This is a genomic window from Stenotrophomonas sp. 22692, assembly GCF_052045015.1.
GTDB classification, from domain to species: Bacteria; Pseudomonadota; Gammaproteobacteria; order Xanthomonadales; family Xanthomonadaceae; genus Stenotrophomonas; species Stenotrophomonas geniculata.
Window position 1 is genome coordinate 1 of the sequence record NZ_JBQEMR010000060.1, and the last position, 15310, is coordinate 15310.

A 15310-nucleotide genomic window follows, 5' to 3' on the forward strand; every position below is an offset into this window, starting at 1 on the left:
AATGTTTCAATCCACGCGCGATACGGTCCACCGCTTCCTGCAACCGCGGCACTTCCTGGGTATAGGCCAGGCGCACATGCTGGTTGGCGCGATGGAAGCCGAAATCCAGCCCGGGGGTGAATGCCACGTGCTCGGTTTCCAGGAAGTGCGCGCAGAACGCCTGCGCGTCGTCGGTGAATGCGCTCACATCGGCGTACAGGTAGAACGCACCCTGCGGCTCGACTTCGATGCGGAAGCCCAGTTCGCGCAGTGCAGGCAGCAGGAAATCGCGGCGCTGGCGGAACGCCTCGCGGCGTTGCTCGAAGATCGCCATCGATTCCTCGCTGAAACAGGCGAGGGCGGCATGCTGAGCGATGCTCGACGCGCTGATGTACAGGTTCTGTGCCAGCTTCTCCAGATCGGGCACGGCCGCCGGCGGTGCCACCAGCCAGCCCAGCCGCCAGCCGGTCATGCCGAAGTACTTGGAAAAACTGTTCAGCACGAACGCGCTGTCATCCACCTGCAGCACGCTGGGCGCATCCAGGCCGTAGGTCAGGCCGTGATAGATCTCGTCCACCACCAGGTGGCCGCCCCGCGCGTGCAGGGTCTGCGACAGGGCTGACAGTTCGTCGGCGGAAAGCACGGTGCCGGTCGGGTTGGCCGGCGAGGCGACCAGCGCGCCGACGCTGTCGGCGTTCCAGTGTTGTTCCACCAGCGATGGAGTCAGCTGGTAGGCGGTTTCCGGCCCGACCGGCACCAGCTGCGCACCGCCTTCCACCAGGCGCAGGAAGTGGCGGTTGCACGGATAACCTGGGTCGGCCAGCAGCCAGTGGCGACCAGGATCGACCAGCAGGCTGCTGGCCAGCAGCAGCGCACCGGAGCCGCCGGGGGTGACCAGGATGCGTTCGGGATCGATGTCCAGCCCGTAGTGGCTGCGATAGAAACCACTGATGGCCTGGCGCAGGGCCGGCAGGCCACGTGCGGCGGTGTAGCGGGTATGGCCGGCGGCCAATGCGGCCTGGCCGGCACGCACGACCGGTTCGGCCGTGGTGAAGTCCGGTTCGCCGATTTCCAGGTGGATCACATCGTGGCCGGCCTGTTCCAGCGCCTGTGCGCGGGCCAGCAGCGACATCACGTGGAACGGAGCGATTTCATGGCTGCGCCGGCTGTAGCCCGGCGTGTGGGGCAGGGTACTCATCTGCCCATGGTACGCCGGTCGGCATGACCCATGACGATCCGCAGGGTTGCCGCATTGCAGGGATTGGGGTCAGATCCCTTTTCGGGAAAAGGGATCTGACCCCGCCGAAGACCATTGCATTGATGCGCCTGGAGCCTTATCTCATGAAATCCACTCTCTGCCTGTTGCTTGCGAGCCTGATGACCACGACCGCTACCGCCGCCACGCCGCCCGTTCCGCCGGATGCCGCCAAGCACCCGCATGTGGTCAAGGCGCCGTTCGGCGCGACCCGCAACGATGACTATTACTGGCTGCGCGACGACAAGCGCGAGAACAAGGACATGCTGGCCTACCTGCAGGCCGAGAATGCCTACGCTGACCAGCTGCTGGCACCGCTGAAGCCGCTGGAAGACACCCTGTACAAGGAGATCGTCGGCCGCATCAAGCAGGACGATTCCAGCGTGCCGGCGCGCGAGCGCGGCTACTGGTACTACAGCCGTTTCGAGACCGGCCAGGACTACCCCATCCACGCGCGCCGCAAGGGCAGCATGGACGCGGCCGAAGAGATCCTGCTGGACGTCAACACGATGGCCGCTGGCAAGGGCTACTTCAGCGTCGGCTCGATGGAGGTCAGCCAGGACAACCAGCTGCTGGCCTGGGCCGATGATGATGTGGGCCGCCGCCAGTACACGATCCGCTTCAAGGACCTGGCCACCGGCAAGGTGTTGCCCGATGTGATCACCGGCAGCTCCGGCGACCTGGTCTGGGCCGACGACAACCGCACCGTGCTGTATGTCGAGAACGATCCGGAAACACTGCTGACCGTGCGCGTGAAGAAGCACGTGCTGGGTACCCCGGCCAGCGCCGACACCGTCGTCTACGAAGAGAAGGACGACAGCTTCTACATGGGCATCGGCCGCACCCGCGACGATCGCTTCATCACCATCGGCGTGCACAGCACCGTGTCCTCGGAAGAGCGCTATGCACCCGCCAGCGACCCGACCACCTTCACCGTGCTGGCGCCGCGCCAGCGCGATGTCGAGTACGACGCCGATCACTACGACGGCCGCTGGGTGATCCGTACCAACGATGGTGCGAAGAACTTCAAGCTGGTCACCGCACCGACCGATGCGACCTCGCGCGCGCAGTGGAAGGACTGGATCGCGCATGACGATGCGGTGTTCATCGAAGGCTTCGAACTGTTCGATGGCTACACCGCCATCGCCGAGCGTTCGCAGGGCATGGAACGCATCCGCCTGCTGTTCGAGGACGGTCGCAGCGACTACGTGAAGGCCGACGAGCCGGCGTACTCGATGGGCCTGGGCGACAACACCGAGGCCGATACGCCGTGGCTGCGTTACATCTACACCTCGATGACCACCCCGACCACGGTGTTCGAACTGAACACCGCCACCGGCGAGCGCCGCCAGCTGAAGGTGCAGCCGGTGATCGGCTATGACGCCTCGAAGTACGAAACCGATCGCGTCTGGATCACCGCGCGCGATGGCGTGAAGGTGCCGGTGTCGCTGGTCTACCGCAAGGGCTACCAGAAGGATGGCAAGGGCGCGCTGTTCCAGTACGCCTATGGCAGCTACGGCATGTCGATGGACCCGTACTTCAACCAGACCGCGGTGAGCCTGCTCGACCGCGGCGTGGTGTATGCCATCGCCCACATCCGCGGTGGCCAGGAAATGGGCCGCGACTGGTACGAGAACGGCAAGCTGCTGCACAAGCAGAACACCTTCAACGACTTCATCGACGTCACCCGAGGGCTGGTGGCACAGGGCTGGGCGGCGAAGGATCGCGTCGCCGCATCCGGCGGCAGTGCCGGTGGCCTGCTGATGGGCGCGGTGGCCAACCAGGCCCCGCAGGATTACCGGGTGATGGTGGCGCAGGTGCCGTTCGTCGATGTGGTCACCACCATGCTCGACCCGACCATTCCGCTGACCACCAACGAGTACGACGAGTGGGGCAACCCGGAACAGAAGCCGTACTACGACTACATGCTGTCCTACTCGCCCTATGACAACGTGAAGAAGCAGGCCTATCCGGCGCTGTTCGTGGGCACCGGCCTGTGGGATTCGCAGGTGCAGTACTGGGAACCGGCCAAGTGGGTAGCCAAGCTGCGTGACGACAACACTGGCCCCTACCCGATCCTGTTCCGCACCAACATGGAAGCCGGCCACGGCGGCAAGTCGGGGCGCTTCCAGCGTTACCGCGAGCTGTCCGAGTCGTATGCGTTCGTGCTGCAGCAGCTGGGCATCGCCCAGCCGTGATGGCGACAGGGGGCCGGGCACTGCCTGGCACCCTGAACCGGTATCCTTGCGGCCATGAGCACGCCAGATCCTTCCGCCCCTCGCGACGCCACCGCGCCACCGCGCGTGGTGCGTTTCCGCTGGGCGTGGTGGCTGCTGGCGTACGTCAGCCTCGGTACTGGTATCGTCGGGATCTTCGTGCCGGGCCTGCCGACCACCGTATTCATCCTGATCTCGGCGTGGGCCGCCTCGCGCGGCTCCGAGCGCCTGCACAGCTGGCTGCTGCAGCATCCACGCTTTGGCCCGGCCATCGCCAACTGGCAGGCGCATGGTGCAGTCAGCCGCTACGGCAAGTGGATGGCCACGATCACCATGGCGGTATGCGCCGGCATCATGTTGTGGTGCGTGCCGATCGCCTGGGTGAAGTGGTTCTCGATCGGCAGCATGACCGTGGTGGCGATCTGGCTGTGGACCCGGCCGCTGCCGCCGCCCGCGGATTGAACCCCTGCGGTGGTGCCGGCCGCTGGCCGGCAACCCGATCCCCTGCACCAACCGCTCAGCCGCCAGTGGCTATACTCGGGGCATGAAGACCCCCCATCGAAACGCCATCCTGATTCCGCTGGCAGCGGCTTCGCTGCTGTTCCTCGCCGCCTGCGGCAACAAGGGCCCGCTGGTACTGCCGCAGAAGCCGGTGCCGGTGGAAGAAACCGTCGAACCGGTTGCCGAGCCCGCGACCGAAGCGACCCCGACCGAGACCCAGGGCAGCGGCACGCCGGCCACGACCGTGGACCCGGCTGCACCGACCACCCAACCGGCGCCTGCGCCTGCGAAGAAGGTGGGCGGCGGGAATGAGTAAGGCCGGTTCCAAGGCGCTGCGCTTCAGCAAGATGCATGGCGCGGGCAATGATTTCGTAGTGATCGACCTGCGTGACGGCACTGCGCCGCCCACGCCTGAACTGGCCGCGCGCCTGGCCGACCGCCACACCGGCGTCGGCTGCGATCAGATCCTGACCATCGAAGCACCGCGCGCGGAAGGCTCGGTGGCGTCCTACCGCATCTGGAATGCCGACGGTTCCAACTCCGAGCAGTGCGGCAACGGCGCGCGCTGCATCGCGGCCTGGCTGGTGCGCGAGGGCAGTGCGCAGGGCGGTGCATTCGTCATCGACAGCCCGTTGGCCAGCCACGAAGTGAAGATGCTGGGCGAGGGCCAGTTCGCGGTGACCATGGGGGTGCCCGCGTTCGAGCCGGCCAACGTGCCGCTGATGGGCTTCGCCCACGCGCGCGAGGAATACCTGCTGCCGCTGCAGGGCGAGAGCGTCCGCTTTGCTGCGGTATCGATGGGCAATCCGCATGCGGTGATTGAAGTGGGCCTGATCGATGCCGCACCGGTCGAGCGCGTCGGTTCGCTGCTGCAGCAGCATGCGTCGTTCCCGCGCTCGGTGAACGTGGGCTTCGTACAGGTGATGGGCCCGGCGCATGCACGTCTGCGTGTGAATGAGCGCGGCGTCGGTGAAACCCTGGCCTGTGGCAGCGGTGCCTGTGCCGCTGCGGTGACCCTGATGCAGCGTGGCCGCCTGCAGCGTGACGCGCGCATCAGCCTGCCCGGTGGCGACCTGCGCATCCAGTGGCCAGGCGATGGCCAGCCGGTGGTGATGGCCGGCCCGACCGCATTCGTCTTCGAAGGGGAGTGGATCGCATGACCGAAACCGTCGACAAGCTCGGGGCCCATGAAGTCGCTGCCTGGTTGCGGCGTCATCCGGGCTTCCTCAAGCAGTTCCCGGACCTGGCCCTGACCCTGGTGGTGCCGCGTGATGACGGTCCGACCGCGTCGCTGGCCAGCTACCAGCTGGAAGTGCTGCGCGAGAAGAACCGCGAGCTGGCACGACGGTTGGCCGATCTGGGCGCAACCGCCCAGATCAATGAACGCCTGGCAGTGCGCACGCATCAGCTGACCCTGGCGCTGATGAAGCAGGACAACGCCGCCGATACCCTGCGTGCTATGGCTGCCTCGCTGCAGGAAGATTTCGCCGGCGACCTGGTACGGCTGGTGGTGCACAGGCCGGTGGCCGGGCTGGAGCAGGCCGACTGGCTGCAGGTGATTGCCGCCGATGATCCGCAGCTGGGCCCGTTCCGCGACTGCCTGAAGGATGGCGAGCCGATCTGCGGCCGCCTGCAGCCGGAAAAGAATGCCGTGCTGTATGGCGTGCGCAGCGAGGAAGTGCAGACCACCGCACTGCTGCCGCTACCGGGCGTGGGCCTGATTGCGGTCGGAAGCCACGACCCGAACCGCTTCTATCCGGGCATGGGCACGCTGTTCCTGCGCATGATGGGCGATGCGCTGGTCACCGGCCTGAAGCGCTTCCCGGGCTGAGCAGGACACGACGATGAGCGCGGTACAGGCCTTCCTGCAGCACCTGCAGGTGGAACGGCGGATGTCGGCGCATACGCTTGATGCCTACCGCCGCGACCTGGATGCGCTGTCGGTCTGGGCCGAGCCACGTGGTGTAGCGGTGGAGGCGCTTGATGCTGACGCGGTGCGCCAGTTCGTCGCCGACGAGCATCGCCGCGGCCTGTCGGCCAAGAGCCTGCAGCGCCGCTTGTCCGCCTGCCGCAGCTTCTATGCCTGGCTGCTCAAGCACGGGCGCATCGAGGTCAGTCCGGCGGCGACGCTGAAGGCGCCGCGTGCGCCGCGCCGGTTGCCGCAGGTGCTTGACGCCGACGAAGCCGTGCAGCTGGTCGAGCTGGAACCGGAAGGCGAGCTGGGCCGCCGTGATCGCGCGCTGCTGGAACTGTTCTATTCCTCCGGCCTGCGCCTGAGCGAAGTCTGCGCGCTGACCTGGCGCGATCTGGATTTCGACAGCGGCCTGGTCAGCGTGCTGGGCAAGGGCAATCGCCAGCGGCGGGTGCCGTTCGGCAGGCCTGCGCGCGAAGCACTGCAGGCGTGGCGCGCGGAAAGTGGCGGTGGACCGGCCTCGCCGGTATTTCCCGGCCGCAACGGGCCGATCAGCCAACGCGCGGTGCAGATCCGCATCCGCCAGCTGGCGCAGCGCCAGGGCCTGTTCAAGCACGTGCACCCGCACATGCTGCGGCACAGCTTCGCCAGTCATATCCTGGAGTCATCCGGTGACCTGCGTGGCGTGCAGGAGCTGCTCGGCCATGCCGACATCGCTACCACCCAGATCTACACCCACCTCGACTTCCAGCATCTGGCCAAGGTCTACGACGCCGCGCATCCGCGCGCCAAGCGCCGCAACAAGGGCGACACGGCTGAATAGCCCGCCCTTGATCTGGATCAGGGCAGGGCGGGCGCTACCGGCGCATCGTGGCCGCAGGCCACGAAGAACCCGCCACCATGGCGAAGCCCATTCCGCTGCATCCCAGGCATCCCGAGCGCATCTGCTTGGGCTGCGACCGCTACTGCGCAGCTGACGCACTGGCCTGCGGCAATGGTTCCGGCCGCACCCAGCATCCGATCGAGACGCAGGGCGAAGACTGGTATATCGCCTGGGGCATCGAGCCCAATCCGGATCGGCCTTCGCAAGCCAAGCGCTGAACGGCAGCCATCCGCACAGGCTTGATCGCACCCGGCGCTGTCCCCATGTCCCGGGAACAGCTATCGGAGGCCGCATGGACCCCAGTCAGAATCCCAACGTTTTCCACGCCACCACCATCGTCTGCGTCCGTCGCGGCGAGCACGTGGCCATTGCCGGCGACGGCCAGGTCACGCTGGGCCACACCGTGATGAAGGGCAACGCGCGCAAGGTGCGCCGCCTCGGTCGTGATGGCCAGGTGCTGGCCGGCTTCGCCGGTGCCGCCGCCGATGCCTTCACCCTGTTCGAGCTGTTCGAGGCCAAGCTGGAAAAGCACGGCCAGCTGCAGCGCGCTGCGGTCGAACTGGCCAAGGATTGGCGCACCGAGCGCCGCCTGGGCAAGCTCGAGGCCCTGCTGGCAGTGGCCGACAAGGAAACCTCGCTGATCATCAGCGGCACCGGCGATGTGATCGAACCGGAGGACGGCATCATCGCCATCGGTTCCGGCGGTTCCTATGCGCTGTCGGCCGCGCGCGCGCTGATGGCGCACACCGAACTGGATGCGCGCACCATCGCCAGCGAAGCCATTGGCATTGCCGGCGACATCTGCATCTACACCAACCGCAACGTGGTGGTCGAGGAGCTGTAAGGCCTCCCGATCCGCCGGGCATGGCCCGGCGCTACCGACAACGAATCCGTGAGCACATCCATGTCGAAGATCGAAGTTTCCTCCGCCACCATGACCCCGCGCGAGATCGTGCAGGAACTGGACCGGCACATCGTGGGCCAGCACGACGCCAAGCGCGCCGTGGCCATCGCCCTGCGCAACCGCTGGCGCCGCATGCAGCTGGTGCCGGAGCTGCGCAATGAAGTGATGCCGAAGAACATCCTGATGATCGGCCCGACCGGCGTCGGCAAGACCGAAATCGCGCGCCGCCTGGCCACGCTGGCCAACGCACCGTTCGTGAAGGTTGAAGCCACCCGCTTCACCGAAGTCGGCTACGTCGGCAAGGATGTCGAGCAGATCATCCGTGACCTGGCCGATACGGCCGTGAAGCTGTACCGCGAACAGGCCAAGGTGCGCGTGCGTACCCAGGCCGAAGAACGCGCCGAAGACCGTATCCTCGATGCGCTGCTGCCGCGCCGCAGCGGTGGCATCGGTTTCGATCCGGAAGTCGCCCGCAACGAACCGTCGGCGCAGGACAACGAGACCCGCATCAAGTTCCGCAAGATGCTGCGCAACGGTGAGCTGGATGAGCGCGAGATCGAGCTCGACCTGGCCGCGAACGTGAGCATGGACATCATGACCCCGCCGGGCATGGAGGAAATGGGCCAGCAGCTGAAGTCGATGTTCGCCAATCTGGGCGGCGGCGCCAAGGCGCACAAGCGCACGCTGACCATCAAGGCCGCGCGTCCGCTGCTGGTGGAAGAAGAGGCCGGCAAGCTGGTCAACGAAGACGATATCCGCACGGCGGCGATCGAGGCCTGTGAGCAGCACGGCATCGTCTTCATCGACGAGATCGACAAGGTCGCCAAGCGGGGTGATAACGTGGGCGGTGGCGATGTCTCCCGCGAAGGCGTGCAGCGCGACCTGCTGCCGCTGGTGGAAGGCTCCAACGTGTCCACCAAGTACGGCACGATCAAGACCGACCACATCCTGTTCATCGCCTCCGGTGCGTTCCACCTGGCCAAGCCCAGCGACCTGATTCCGGAGCTGCAGGGTCGTTTCCCGATCCGCGTGGAACTGGGGGCGCTGAGCAAGAACGATTTCGTGCGCATCCTGACCGAGCCGAAGGCCGCGCTGACCAAGCAGTACGAAGCGCTGCTGGCCACCGAGGGCGTCAAGGTCAGCTTCACTGCCGACGCCATTGATCGCCTGGCCGAGATCGCCTTCCAGGTGAACGAGCGCCAGGAGAACATCGGTGCCCGCCGCCTGCATACCGTGCTGGAACGCCTGTTGGATTCGCTCAGCTACGAGGCACCGGACCGCGACGGCGAAACCCTGGCCATCGACAGTGCTTATGTCGATGCACACCTGGGCGAGCTGGTGCAGGATCCGGACCTGAGCCGCTACATCCTGTAATGCCCGGCTCTGCAAAGCTATGGGGCCGCCGAAAGGCGGCCTTTTTGTTGGCGGTCAGTGCGGGTGCCGGGCGCGGTAGGCCTGCAGTACCTGGTCGATCACCGCACTGGTGCGCGCAGCGCTGATGCCGGTCGACGGTGAACAGCCGTTGCCACGCAGTTCGTCCACGAGGGAGGCGATCAACGGCTGCTGGACCGCTGGCGGGTTCGGGATATCGAACGCCTGCACGCCCGCTTCGGTCTCCAGAACCACCGGAACGTCCTCGAAGGTGGCAAAGCGCAGCTGCCCGCGGTCGCCGGTGATCTCGATCTCATCCTGGCGGCGGAAGGCGCAGAAGCTCCACTGCGCGATGCCATGCGCGCCCATTCCGGTGCGGAAGCACATCGAGACGCTGTCCTCGGCGGCGTAGGCGCCGGTCAACGAACTGGCCAGGCCACGCACATCGCTCAGCGGCCCCAGGAGATGGTCGAGCAGGTCCAGGGTATGCGAGCCCAGATCGACGAACAGCCCGCCGCCGGCGATCGCCGGATGGGTCCGCCAGAAGTCCGGCGAGGCGGCATTCGCCGAATGCGGCCGGTGCAGGGTGGCGCGCACGCTGCGCGGCGTACCGATCGCGCCGCTGTCCAGCAGCTGTTTCACCTGTGCGAAGCGGGGCAGGGCGCGGCGGTAATAGGCCACGAACACCGGCACGCCGCGGCGTGCGCTGGCCTCCAGTACGCGTTCGCATTCGGCGTGATCCATGGCCATCGGCTTTTCGATGTAGACCGGCTTGCCCGCGGCGATCGCCTGCAGCGCGTACTGCATGTGCGTCGAGGGGGGCGTTGCGACGTACACCGCGTTCACTTCCGGATCGGCGATGAGCGCATCAGCGTCCGCGTACCAACGGGGAATGGCATGGCGCCTCGCGTAATCCTCGGCCAACGCCGCATTGCGGCGCATGACCGCTGCAACCCGTGATCCGGGTGTGCTGGCCAGGGCCGGGCCGCTCTTCTTCTCGGTGACACTGCCGCAGCCGATGAAGCCCCACACCACATTGTCCAGGATCATGGGTCTGTCCTCAGATGGGTACGGCGGTGGTGGCAGCAGCGCCGCTCACGCGTCCGGCAACGGCTCGGGCACCGTTCCGGGCACGAACACGCCATCCTTCACGTAGGCGGCCAGAGTCATGTCCAGCGCGAGCATGCCGTCGCGCTTGAGGTCCATCAGTTCCGGTTCGACCATCGCGCCGTGCAGCACGCCCAGTACGGTGGCGTGCAGCATGCGCGCGGCGATCTTCGGGTCCGCTCCTTCGCGCAGCTGGCCCAGGTCCCGGGACCGGCGAAGCGCACGCTCCATCCGGTCCAGCGCATCGCGGAATCCGGCCTGCTGCATTTCGGTCAGCACCTTGGTGTCGGCCGAGGCATCGCTGCGCAGCATGATCTCCATGGTCTTGCGCAGGCGCTCATCCTCGGACAGCTCGATGAACGAGTGGATCATCACCGCGCGCAGGTCGTGTACCGGCGTGTCGCGCTGCTCGGTGGAGGTGCGTTCCAGTTCCTGCATGAAGGGCAGGTGCACGCGCTCGACGATGGCGGCCAGCACCTCGCTCTTGTTCTTGAAGTGCCAGTAGACCGCGCCACGGGTATAGCCGGCGCGGGCGCCGATCATCTCCAGCGTGGTACGGGCCACGCCGTGTTCATGGAAACAGGCTTCGGCGGCGTCAAGGATGCCTTCCCGGGTTGCCTGGGTGTCCTCTTTGGTCTTGCGGGCCATGGGTAGGGTACGAGTGCGGGTGAAACGTGGCTGAATTGTACCTGTTTACAAACAAACACGCATGTATGTATATTTCCGTCCCATCATTCCCACCGTGTGCGTGGCAGGCCGTTGCCGGCTGCTTCTCCCCGCCGGTGAGCGTTGCCTGCTGGCGCTTTCGGCCTGTATCAGCGCGTTTTGAGATTCCTTCCCCTGAGAGCCTTTCCGTCATGTTGCTGAGCCGAATCCGACCCATCGCGCTGTCGCTGGCCATCGCCGCGACCGTGGCTGCCTGCGGCGGCCAACCCCAGGCCCCCGAACAGGGCCCCGGTGACGTCACCGTGGTCACGCTGAAGTCCGAGACCGTGGGCCTGACCCGCGAACTGCCGGGCCGTACCAATGCCTTCCTGGTCGCCGAAGTGCGCCCGCAGGTCAATGGCATCGTCGCCAAGCGCCTGTTCACGGAAGGTGGCATGGTCAAGGCCGGCGAGCCGCTGTACCAGCTCGACGACGCCAGCTACCGCGCCCAGGCCAACAATGCCCGTGCCCAGCTGGCCCGCGCAGAAGCCACCGCCAATGCCGCCCGCCTGAGCGCCAAGCGCATCACCGAGCTGGCCAAGGTCGACGCGGTCAGCCAGCAGGATCTGGAGAACGCCGTGGCCGCGCAGAAGCAGGCCGAGGCCGACGTCGGCGCCGCCAAGGCATCGCTGGATGCGGCCAACGTCACCCTCGGCTACGCCCGTATCACCGCGCCGATCAGCGGCCGCATCGGCAAGTCCAGCGTCACCCAGGGTGCGCTGGTCAACGCCGGCCAGGCCAATGCGCTGGCCACCGTGCAGCAGCTGGATCCGATCTATGTCGACCTGACCCAGTCCTCGGCCGAGCTGCTGCAGCTGCGCCGCGAACTGGCCGCCGGCCGCCTGCAGGACAACCAGACGCTGCCGGTCAGCATCCTGATGGAAGACGGCAGCACCTTCGAGCACAAGGGCACGCTGGAGTTCTCCGAAGTCAGCGTCGATCCGGCCACCGGCAGCTTCGGCCTGCGCGTGAAGGTGGACAACCCGGACGGCCTGCTGATGCCGGGCATGTACGTGCGCGCAGTGATCGGCGGCGGCGTGCGCAGCGATGCGGTGCTGGTACCGATGGCCGGCATCGCCCGCGATCCGAAGGGTGACACCTCCGCGATGGTGGTCGACAAGGACAACAAGGTCGAAGTGCGCCCGGTCAAGGTCAGCCGCACGGTTGGCGACAAGTGGCTGGTCGAGGACGGTCTGAAGGCCGGCGACAAGGTCATCGTCGAAGGCCTGCAGAAGATCGGCCCCGGCATGCCGGTCAAGGCCACCGAGAAGGGCGCTGCTCCGGCCAAGCCGGCCGCCGCCGCCCAGCCTGCCGCTCCGGCCGGCGACGCGAAGTAAGCGGAGAACCCCATGGCACGCTTTTTCATCGATCGACCCATCTTTGCATGGGTGATCGCCATCATCATCATGCTCGCCGGCGGCCTGGCCCTGTTCAAGCTGCCGGTCTCGATGTACCCCAACGTCGCACCGCCGGCGGTGGAAATCAGCGCCACCTACCCGGGTGCATCGGCCAAGGTGGTCGAGGACTCGGTGACGCAGATCATCGAGCAGAACATGAAGGGCCTTGATGGCCTGATCTACTTTTCCTCCAACAGCTCGTCCAACGGCCAGGCCACCATCACCCTGACCTTCGAGAGCGGCACCAACCCGGACATCGCCCAGGTGCAGGTGCAGAACAAGCTGCAGCTGGCCATGCCGCTGCTGCCGCAGGAAGTGCAGCGGCAGGGCATCAACGTGGCCAAGTCCAGTTCGGGCTTCCTGAACGTCATCGCGTTCGTGTCCGAGGACGGCAGCATGGACGCCAACGACATCGCCGACTACGTCGGTTCCAATGTCGTCGACCGCCTGAGCCGCGTGCCGGGCGTGGGCAACATCCAGGTGTTCGGTGGCAAGTACGCCATGCGCATCTGGCTGGACCCGAACAAGCTGCATACCTATGGCCTGTCGGTCGCCGAAGTGACCGCAGCGATCAAGGCACAGAACGCCCAGGTCGCCATCGGCCAGCTCGGCGGTGCGCCGTCGATCAAGGGCCAGCAGCTCAACGCCACCATCAACGCGCAGTCGCGTCTGCAGACCCCGGAACAGTTCCGCAACATCATCGTGCGCGGTGCGCAGGACGGTGCCGAGCTGCGCCTGGGTGATGTCGCCCGCGTCGAGCTGGGTGCGGAATCGTACGACTTCGTCACCCGCTACAACGGCCAGCCGGCCAGCGGCCTGGCGGTCACCCTGGCCACCGGCGCCAACGCGCTGGATACCGCCGCCGGCGTGGATGCCGCGCTGGAGGACATGAAGAGCTTCTTCCCGGCCGGGCTGAAAGCCGAGATCCCGTACGACACCACGCCGTTCGTGCGTGTGTCGATCAAGGGCGTCGTGCAGACCCTGATCGAAGCGATCGTGCTGGTGTTCGTGGTGATGTACCTGTTCCTGCAGAACTTCCGCGCCACCCTGATCCCGACCATCGCCGTGCCGGTGGTGCTGCTGGGTACCTTCGGCGTGCTGGCGATGCTGGGCTTCTCGGTGAACATGCTGACCATGTTCGCGATGGTGCTGGCGATCGGCCTGCTGGTGGACGATGCCATCGTGGTGGTGGAAAACGTCGAGCGCATCATGTCCGAAGAGGGACTGTCGCCGCTCGAGGCCACCCGCAAGTCGATGGGCCAGATCACCGGCGCGCTGGTCGGCATCGGCCTGGTGCTGTCGGCAGTGTTCGTGCCGATGGCCTTCATGAGCGGTTCCACCGGCGTGATCTACCGCCAGTTCTCGGCCACGATCGTCTCGGCGATGGCATTGTCGGTGCTGGTCGCGATCGTGCTGACCCCGGCGTTGTGCGCGACCATGCTCAAGCCGCTGAAGAAGGGCGAGCACCATGTTGCCCATCGCGGCCTGGCCGGTCGTTTCTTCAACGGCTTCAACCGCGGTTTCGACCGCACCAGCGAAAGCTACCAGCGTGGCGTGCGCGGCATCATCCATCGTCCGTGGCGCTTCATGGGCATCGTTGCGGCGCTGTTCGTGCTGATGGGCGTGCTGTTCGTGCGCCTGCCCAGTTCGTTCCTGCCCAACGAAGACCAGGGCGTGCTGATGGCGCTGGTGCAGGCGCCGGTGGGTGCCACCCAGGAACGTACGCTGGAATCGATCGCGGCACTGGAAAACCACTTCCTGCAGAACGAGAAGGATGCGGTGGACTCGGTGTTCTCGGTGCAGGGCTTCAGCTTCGCCGGCATGGGCCAGAACGCGGGCATGGCATTCGTCAAGCTGAAGGACTGGAGCGAGCGTGACGCCAACAATGGCGTGATGCCGATCACCGGTCGCGCGATGGCGGCCCTGGGCCAGATCAAGGATGCCTTCATCTTCGCCTTCCCGCCGCCGGCCATCCCGGAGCTGGGTACCGCTTCGGGCTACACCTTCTTCCTGAAGGACAACAGCGGCCAGGGCCACGAGGCACTGGTGGCCGCGCGCAACCAGCTGCTCGGCCTCGCCGCCGGCAGCAAGAAACTGGCCAACGTGCGCCCGAACGGCCAGGAAGACACGCCGCAGTTCCGCATCGACATCGATGCGGCCAAGGCGACCTCGCTGGGGCTGTCGATCGACCAGATCAACGGCACCCTGGCTGCCGCGTGGGGCAGCTCGTACATCGATGACTTCGTCGATCGCGGCCGCGTCAAGCGCGTGTTCGTGCAGGCTGACCAGCCGTTCCGCATGGTCCCGGAAGACTTCGACCTCTGGTCCGTGAAGAACGACAAGGGCGAGATGGTGCCGTTCAGCGCGTTCGCCACCAAGCACTGGGACTACGGCTCGCCGCGCCTGGAGCGCTACAACGGCGTGTCGGCAATGGAAATCCAGGGCGAACCGGCCCCGGGTGTGGCCTCCGGTGACGCCATGGCCGAGATCGAACAGTTGGCCAAGCAGCTGCCGGCGGGCTTCGGCATCGAGTGGACGGCGATGTCCTACCAGGAACGCCAGGCCGGCTCGCAGACGCCGCTGCTGTACACGCTGTCGCTGATGATCGTGTTCCTGTGCCTGGCCGCGATGTACGAAAGCTGGAGCGTGCCGACCGCGGTGCTGCTGGCGGCCCCGCTGGGTATCCTCGGCGCCGTGCTGGCCAACACCTTCAAGGGCCTGGAACGCGACATCTACTTCCAGGTGGCGATGCTGACCACGGTGGGCCTGACCAGCAAGAACGCGATCCTGATCGTCGAGTTCGCCAAGGAGAACCTGGAGAAGGGCGCCAGCCTGATCGAGTCGATCATGCACGCCGTGCGCGACCGCTTGCGTCCGATCGTGATGACCTCGCTGGCCTTCGGCATGGGCGTGGTACCGCTGGCGGTCTCCACCGGTGCCGGTTCCGGCGCCAAGCAGGCGATCGGTACCGGCGTGCTCGGCGGCATGATCGTCGGCACCGTGCTCGGTGTGTTCTTCGTGCCGCTGTTCTTCGTGGTGGTGCAGCGCCTGTTCAAGCGCAAGACCGCCGAGTGATGAAA

General features: G+C 66.3%; 14 protein-coding genes. 11 read left to right on the top strand and 3 right to left on the bottom strand.

Features of this window, described 5'->3' with window-relative positions:
• On the bottom strand, window positions 1-1177 hold a 1177-nt coding region (locus tag ACTJJM_RS20485; protein WP_440865933.1), incomplete at its 3' end, for a pyridoxal phosphate-dependent aminotransferase.
• A 143-nt stretch (window positions 1178-1320) separates the two neighbouring features.
• Between ACTJJM_RS20485 and ACTJJM_RS20490 the strand changes: the two genes are divergently transcribed.
• The 9 genes from ACTJJM_RS20490 (at window position 1321) to hslU (ending at window position 9024) form a co-directional block, all read left to right on the top strand.
• Window positions 1321-3432: a S9 family peptidase gene (locus tag ACTJJM_RS20490; protein ID WP_440865934.1), complete on the top strand. Its 2112-nt coding sequence runs from the start codon at window positions 1321-1323 to the stop codon at window positions 3430-3432.
• Between the two features lie 54 nt (window positions 3433-3486).
• Entirely contained in the window at window positions 3487-3912 is a 426-nt protein-coding gene (locus ACTJJM_RS20495; protein ID WP_235652188.1) for a YbaN family protein, read from the top strand.
• An 82-nt stretch (window positions 3913-3994) separates the two neighbouring features.
• Window positions 3995-4267, top strand: coding sequence for an LPS translocon maturation chaperone LptM (lptM, locus tag ACTJJM_RS20500; RefSeq protein ID WP_019337667.1), 273 nt, complete (start codon window positions 3995-3997; stop codon window positions 4265-4267).
• Entirely contained in the window at window positions 4260-5111 is an 852-nt protein-coding gene (dapF, locus tag ACTJJM_RS20505; RefSeq protein WP_043401027.1) for a diaminopimelate epimerase, read from the top strand. The genes lptM and dapF overlap by 8 nt, the downstream gene beginning before the upstream one ends.
• Window positions 5108-5782, top strand: a complete 675-nt coding sequence (locus ACTJJM_RS20510; protein WP_010481384.1) for a DUF484 family protein — start codon at window positions 5108-5110, stop codon at window positions 5780-5782. The genes dapF and ACTJJM_RS20510 overlap by 4 nt, the downstream gene beginning before the upstream one ends.
• 13 nt (window positions 5783-5795) lie before the next feature.
• Window positions 5796-6686: a tyrosine recombinase XerC gene (gene xerC / locus ACTJJM_RS20515; RefSeq protein WP_049435918.1), complete on the top strand. Its 891-nt coding sequence runs from the start codon at window positions 5796-5798 to the stop codon at window positions 6684-6686.
• 77 nt (window positions 6687-6763) lie between these two features.
• Window positions 6764-6964, top strand: coding sequence for a DUF3079 domain-containing protein (locus ACTJJM_RS20520; RefSeq protein WP_440865935.1), 201 nt, complete (start codon window positions 6764-6766; stop codon window positions 6962-6964).
• A 74-nt stretch (window positions 6965-7038) separates the two neighbouring features.
• Window positions 7039-7590 carry an ATP-dependent protease subunit HslV gene (hslV, locus tag ACTJJM_RS20525; protein WP_005411093.1) on the top strand — a complete coding sequence of 184 codons (552 nt, stop codon included), beginning with the start codon at window positions 7039-7041 and terminating at the stop codon, window positions 7588-7590.
• 60 nt (window positions 7591-7650) lie between these two features.
• Window positions 7651-9024, top strand: coding sequence for an ATP-dependent protease ATPase subunit HslU (gene hslU / locus ACTJJM_RS20530; RefSeq protein WP_019337671.1), 1374 nt, complete (start codon window positions 7651-7653; stop codon window positions 9022-9024).
• Between the two features lie 54 nt (window positions 9025-9078).
• Here hslU and ACTJJM_RS20535 read toward each other — a convergent pair whose 3' ends face one another.
• Both ACTJJM_RS20535 and smeT read right to left on the bottom strand, forming a co-directional pair.
• On the bottom strand, window positions 9079-10071 hold the full coding sequence (locus ACTJJM_RS20535) for a Gfo/Idh/MocA family protein (RefSeq protein WP_043401018.1): 993 nt from the start codon (window positions 10069-10071) through the stop codon (window positions 9079-9081).
• A 45-nt stretch (window positions 10072-10116) separates the two neighbouring features.
• Window positions 10117-10776, bottom strand: a complete 660-nt coding sequence (smeT, locus tag ACTJJM_RS20540) for an efflux transporter SmeDEF transcriptional repressor SmeT (RefSeq protein ID WP_235650880.1) — start codon at window positions 10774-10776, stop codon at window positions 10117-10119.
• Between the two features lie 209 nt (window positions 10777-10985).
• On the opposite strand from smeT, the gene smeD reads away from it, so the two are divergent.
• Window positions 10986-12170 carry a multidrug efflux RND transporter periplasmic adaptor subunit SmeD gene (gene smeD / locus ACTJJM_RS20545; RefSeq protein WP_049413310.1) on the top strand — a complete coding sequence of 395 codons (1185 nt, stop codon included), beginning with the start codon at window positions 10986-10988 and terminating at the stop codon, window positions 12168-12170.
• A 12-nt stretch (window positions 12171-12182) separates the two neighbouring features.
• Window positions 12183-15305, top strand: a complete 3123-nt coding sequence (smeE, locus tag ACTJJM_RS20550; RefSeq protein ID WP_049452840.1) for a multidrug efflux RND transporter permease subunit SmeE — start codon at window positions 12183-12185, stop codon at window positions 15303-15305.
• Window positions 15306-15310 lie beyond the last annotated feature (5 nt).

What these genes read in the sequence shown, in the direction of transcription:
- ACTJJM_RS20490 (WP_440865934.1), top strand. Translation starts at nt 1,321, where the DNA reads ATGAAATCCACTCTCTGCCTGTTGCTTGCGAGCCTGATGACCACGACC.
- ACTJJM_RS20495 (WP_235652188.1), top strand. Translation starts at nt 3,487, where the DNA reads ATGAGCACGCCAGATCCTTCCGCCCCTCGCGACGCCACCGCGCCACCG.
- lptM (WP_019337667.1), top strand. Translation starts at nt 3,995, where the DNA reads ATGAAGACCCCCCATCGAAACGCCATCCTGATTCCGCTGGCAGCGGCT.
- dapF (WP_043401027.1), top strand. Translation starts at nt 4,260, where the DNA reads ATGAGTAAGGCCGGTTCCAAGGCGCTGCGCTTCAGCAAGATGCATGGC.
- ACTJJM_RS20510 (WP_010481384.1), top strand. Translation starts at nt 5,108, where the DNA reads ATGACCGAAACCGTCGACAAGCTCGGGGCCCATGAAGTCGCTGCCTGG.
- xerC (WP_049435918.1), top strand. Translation starts at nt 5,796, where the DNA reads ATGAGCGCGGTACAGGCCTTCCTGCAGCACCTGCAGGTGGAACGGCGG.
- ACTJJM_RS20520 (WP_440865935.1), top strand. Translation starts at nt 6,764, where the DNA reads ATGGCGAAGCCCATTCCGCTGCATCCCAGGCATCCCGAGCGCATCTGC.
- hslV (WP_005411093.1), top strand. Translation starts at nt 7,039, where the DNA reads ATGGACCCCAGTCAGAATCCCAACGTTTTCCACGCCACCACCATCGTC.
- hslU (WP_019337671.1), top strand. Translation starts at nt 7,651, where the DNA reads ATGTCGAAGATCGAAGTTTCCTCCGCCACCATGACCCCGCGCGAGATC.
- ACTJJM_RS20535 (WP_043401018.1), bottom strand. Translation starts at nt 10,071, where the DNA reads ATGATCCTGGACAATGTGGTGTGGGGCTTCATCGGCTGCGGCAGTGTC.
- smeT (WP_235650880.1), bottom strand. Translation starts at nt 10,776, where the DNA reads ATGGCCCGCAAGACCAAAGAGGACACCCAGGCAACCCGGGAAGGCATC.
- smeD (WP_049413310.1), top strand. Translation starts at nt 10,986, where the DNA reads ATGTTGCTGAGCCGAATCCGACCCATCGCGCTGTCGCTGGCCATCGCC.
- smeE (WP_049452840.1), top strand. Translation starts at nt 12,183, where the DNA reads ATGGCACGCTTTTTCATCGATCGACCCATCTTTGCATGGGTGATCGCC.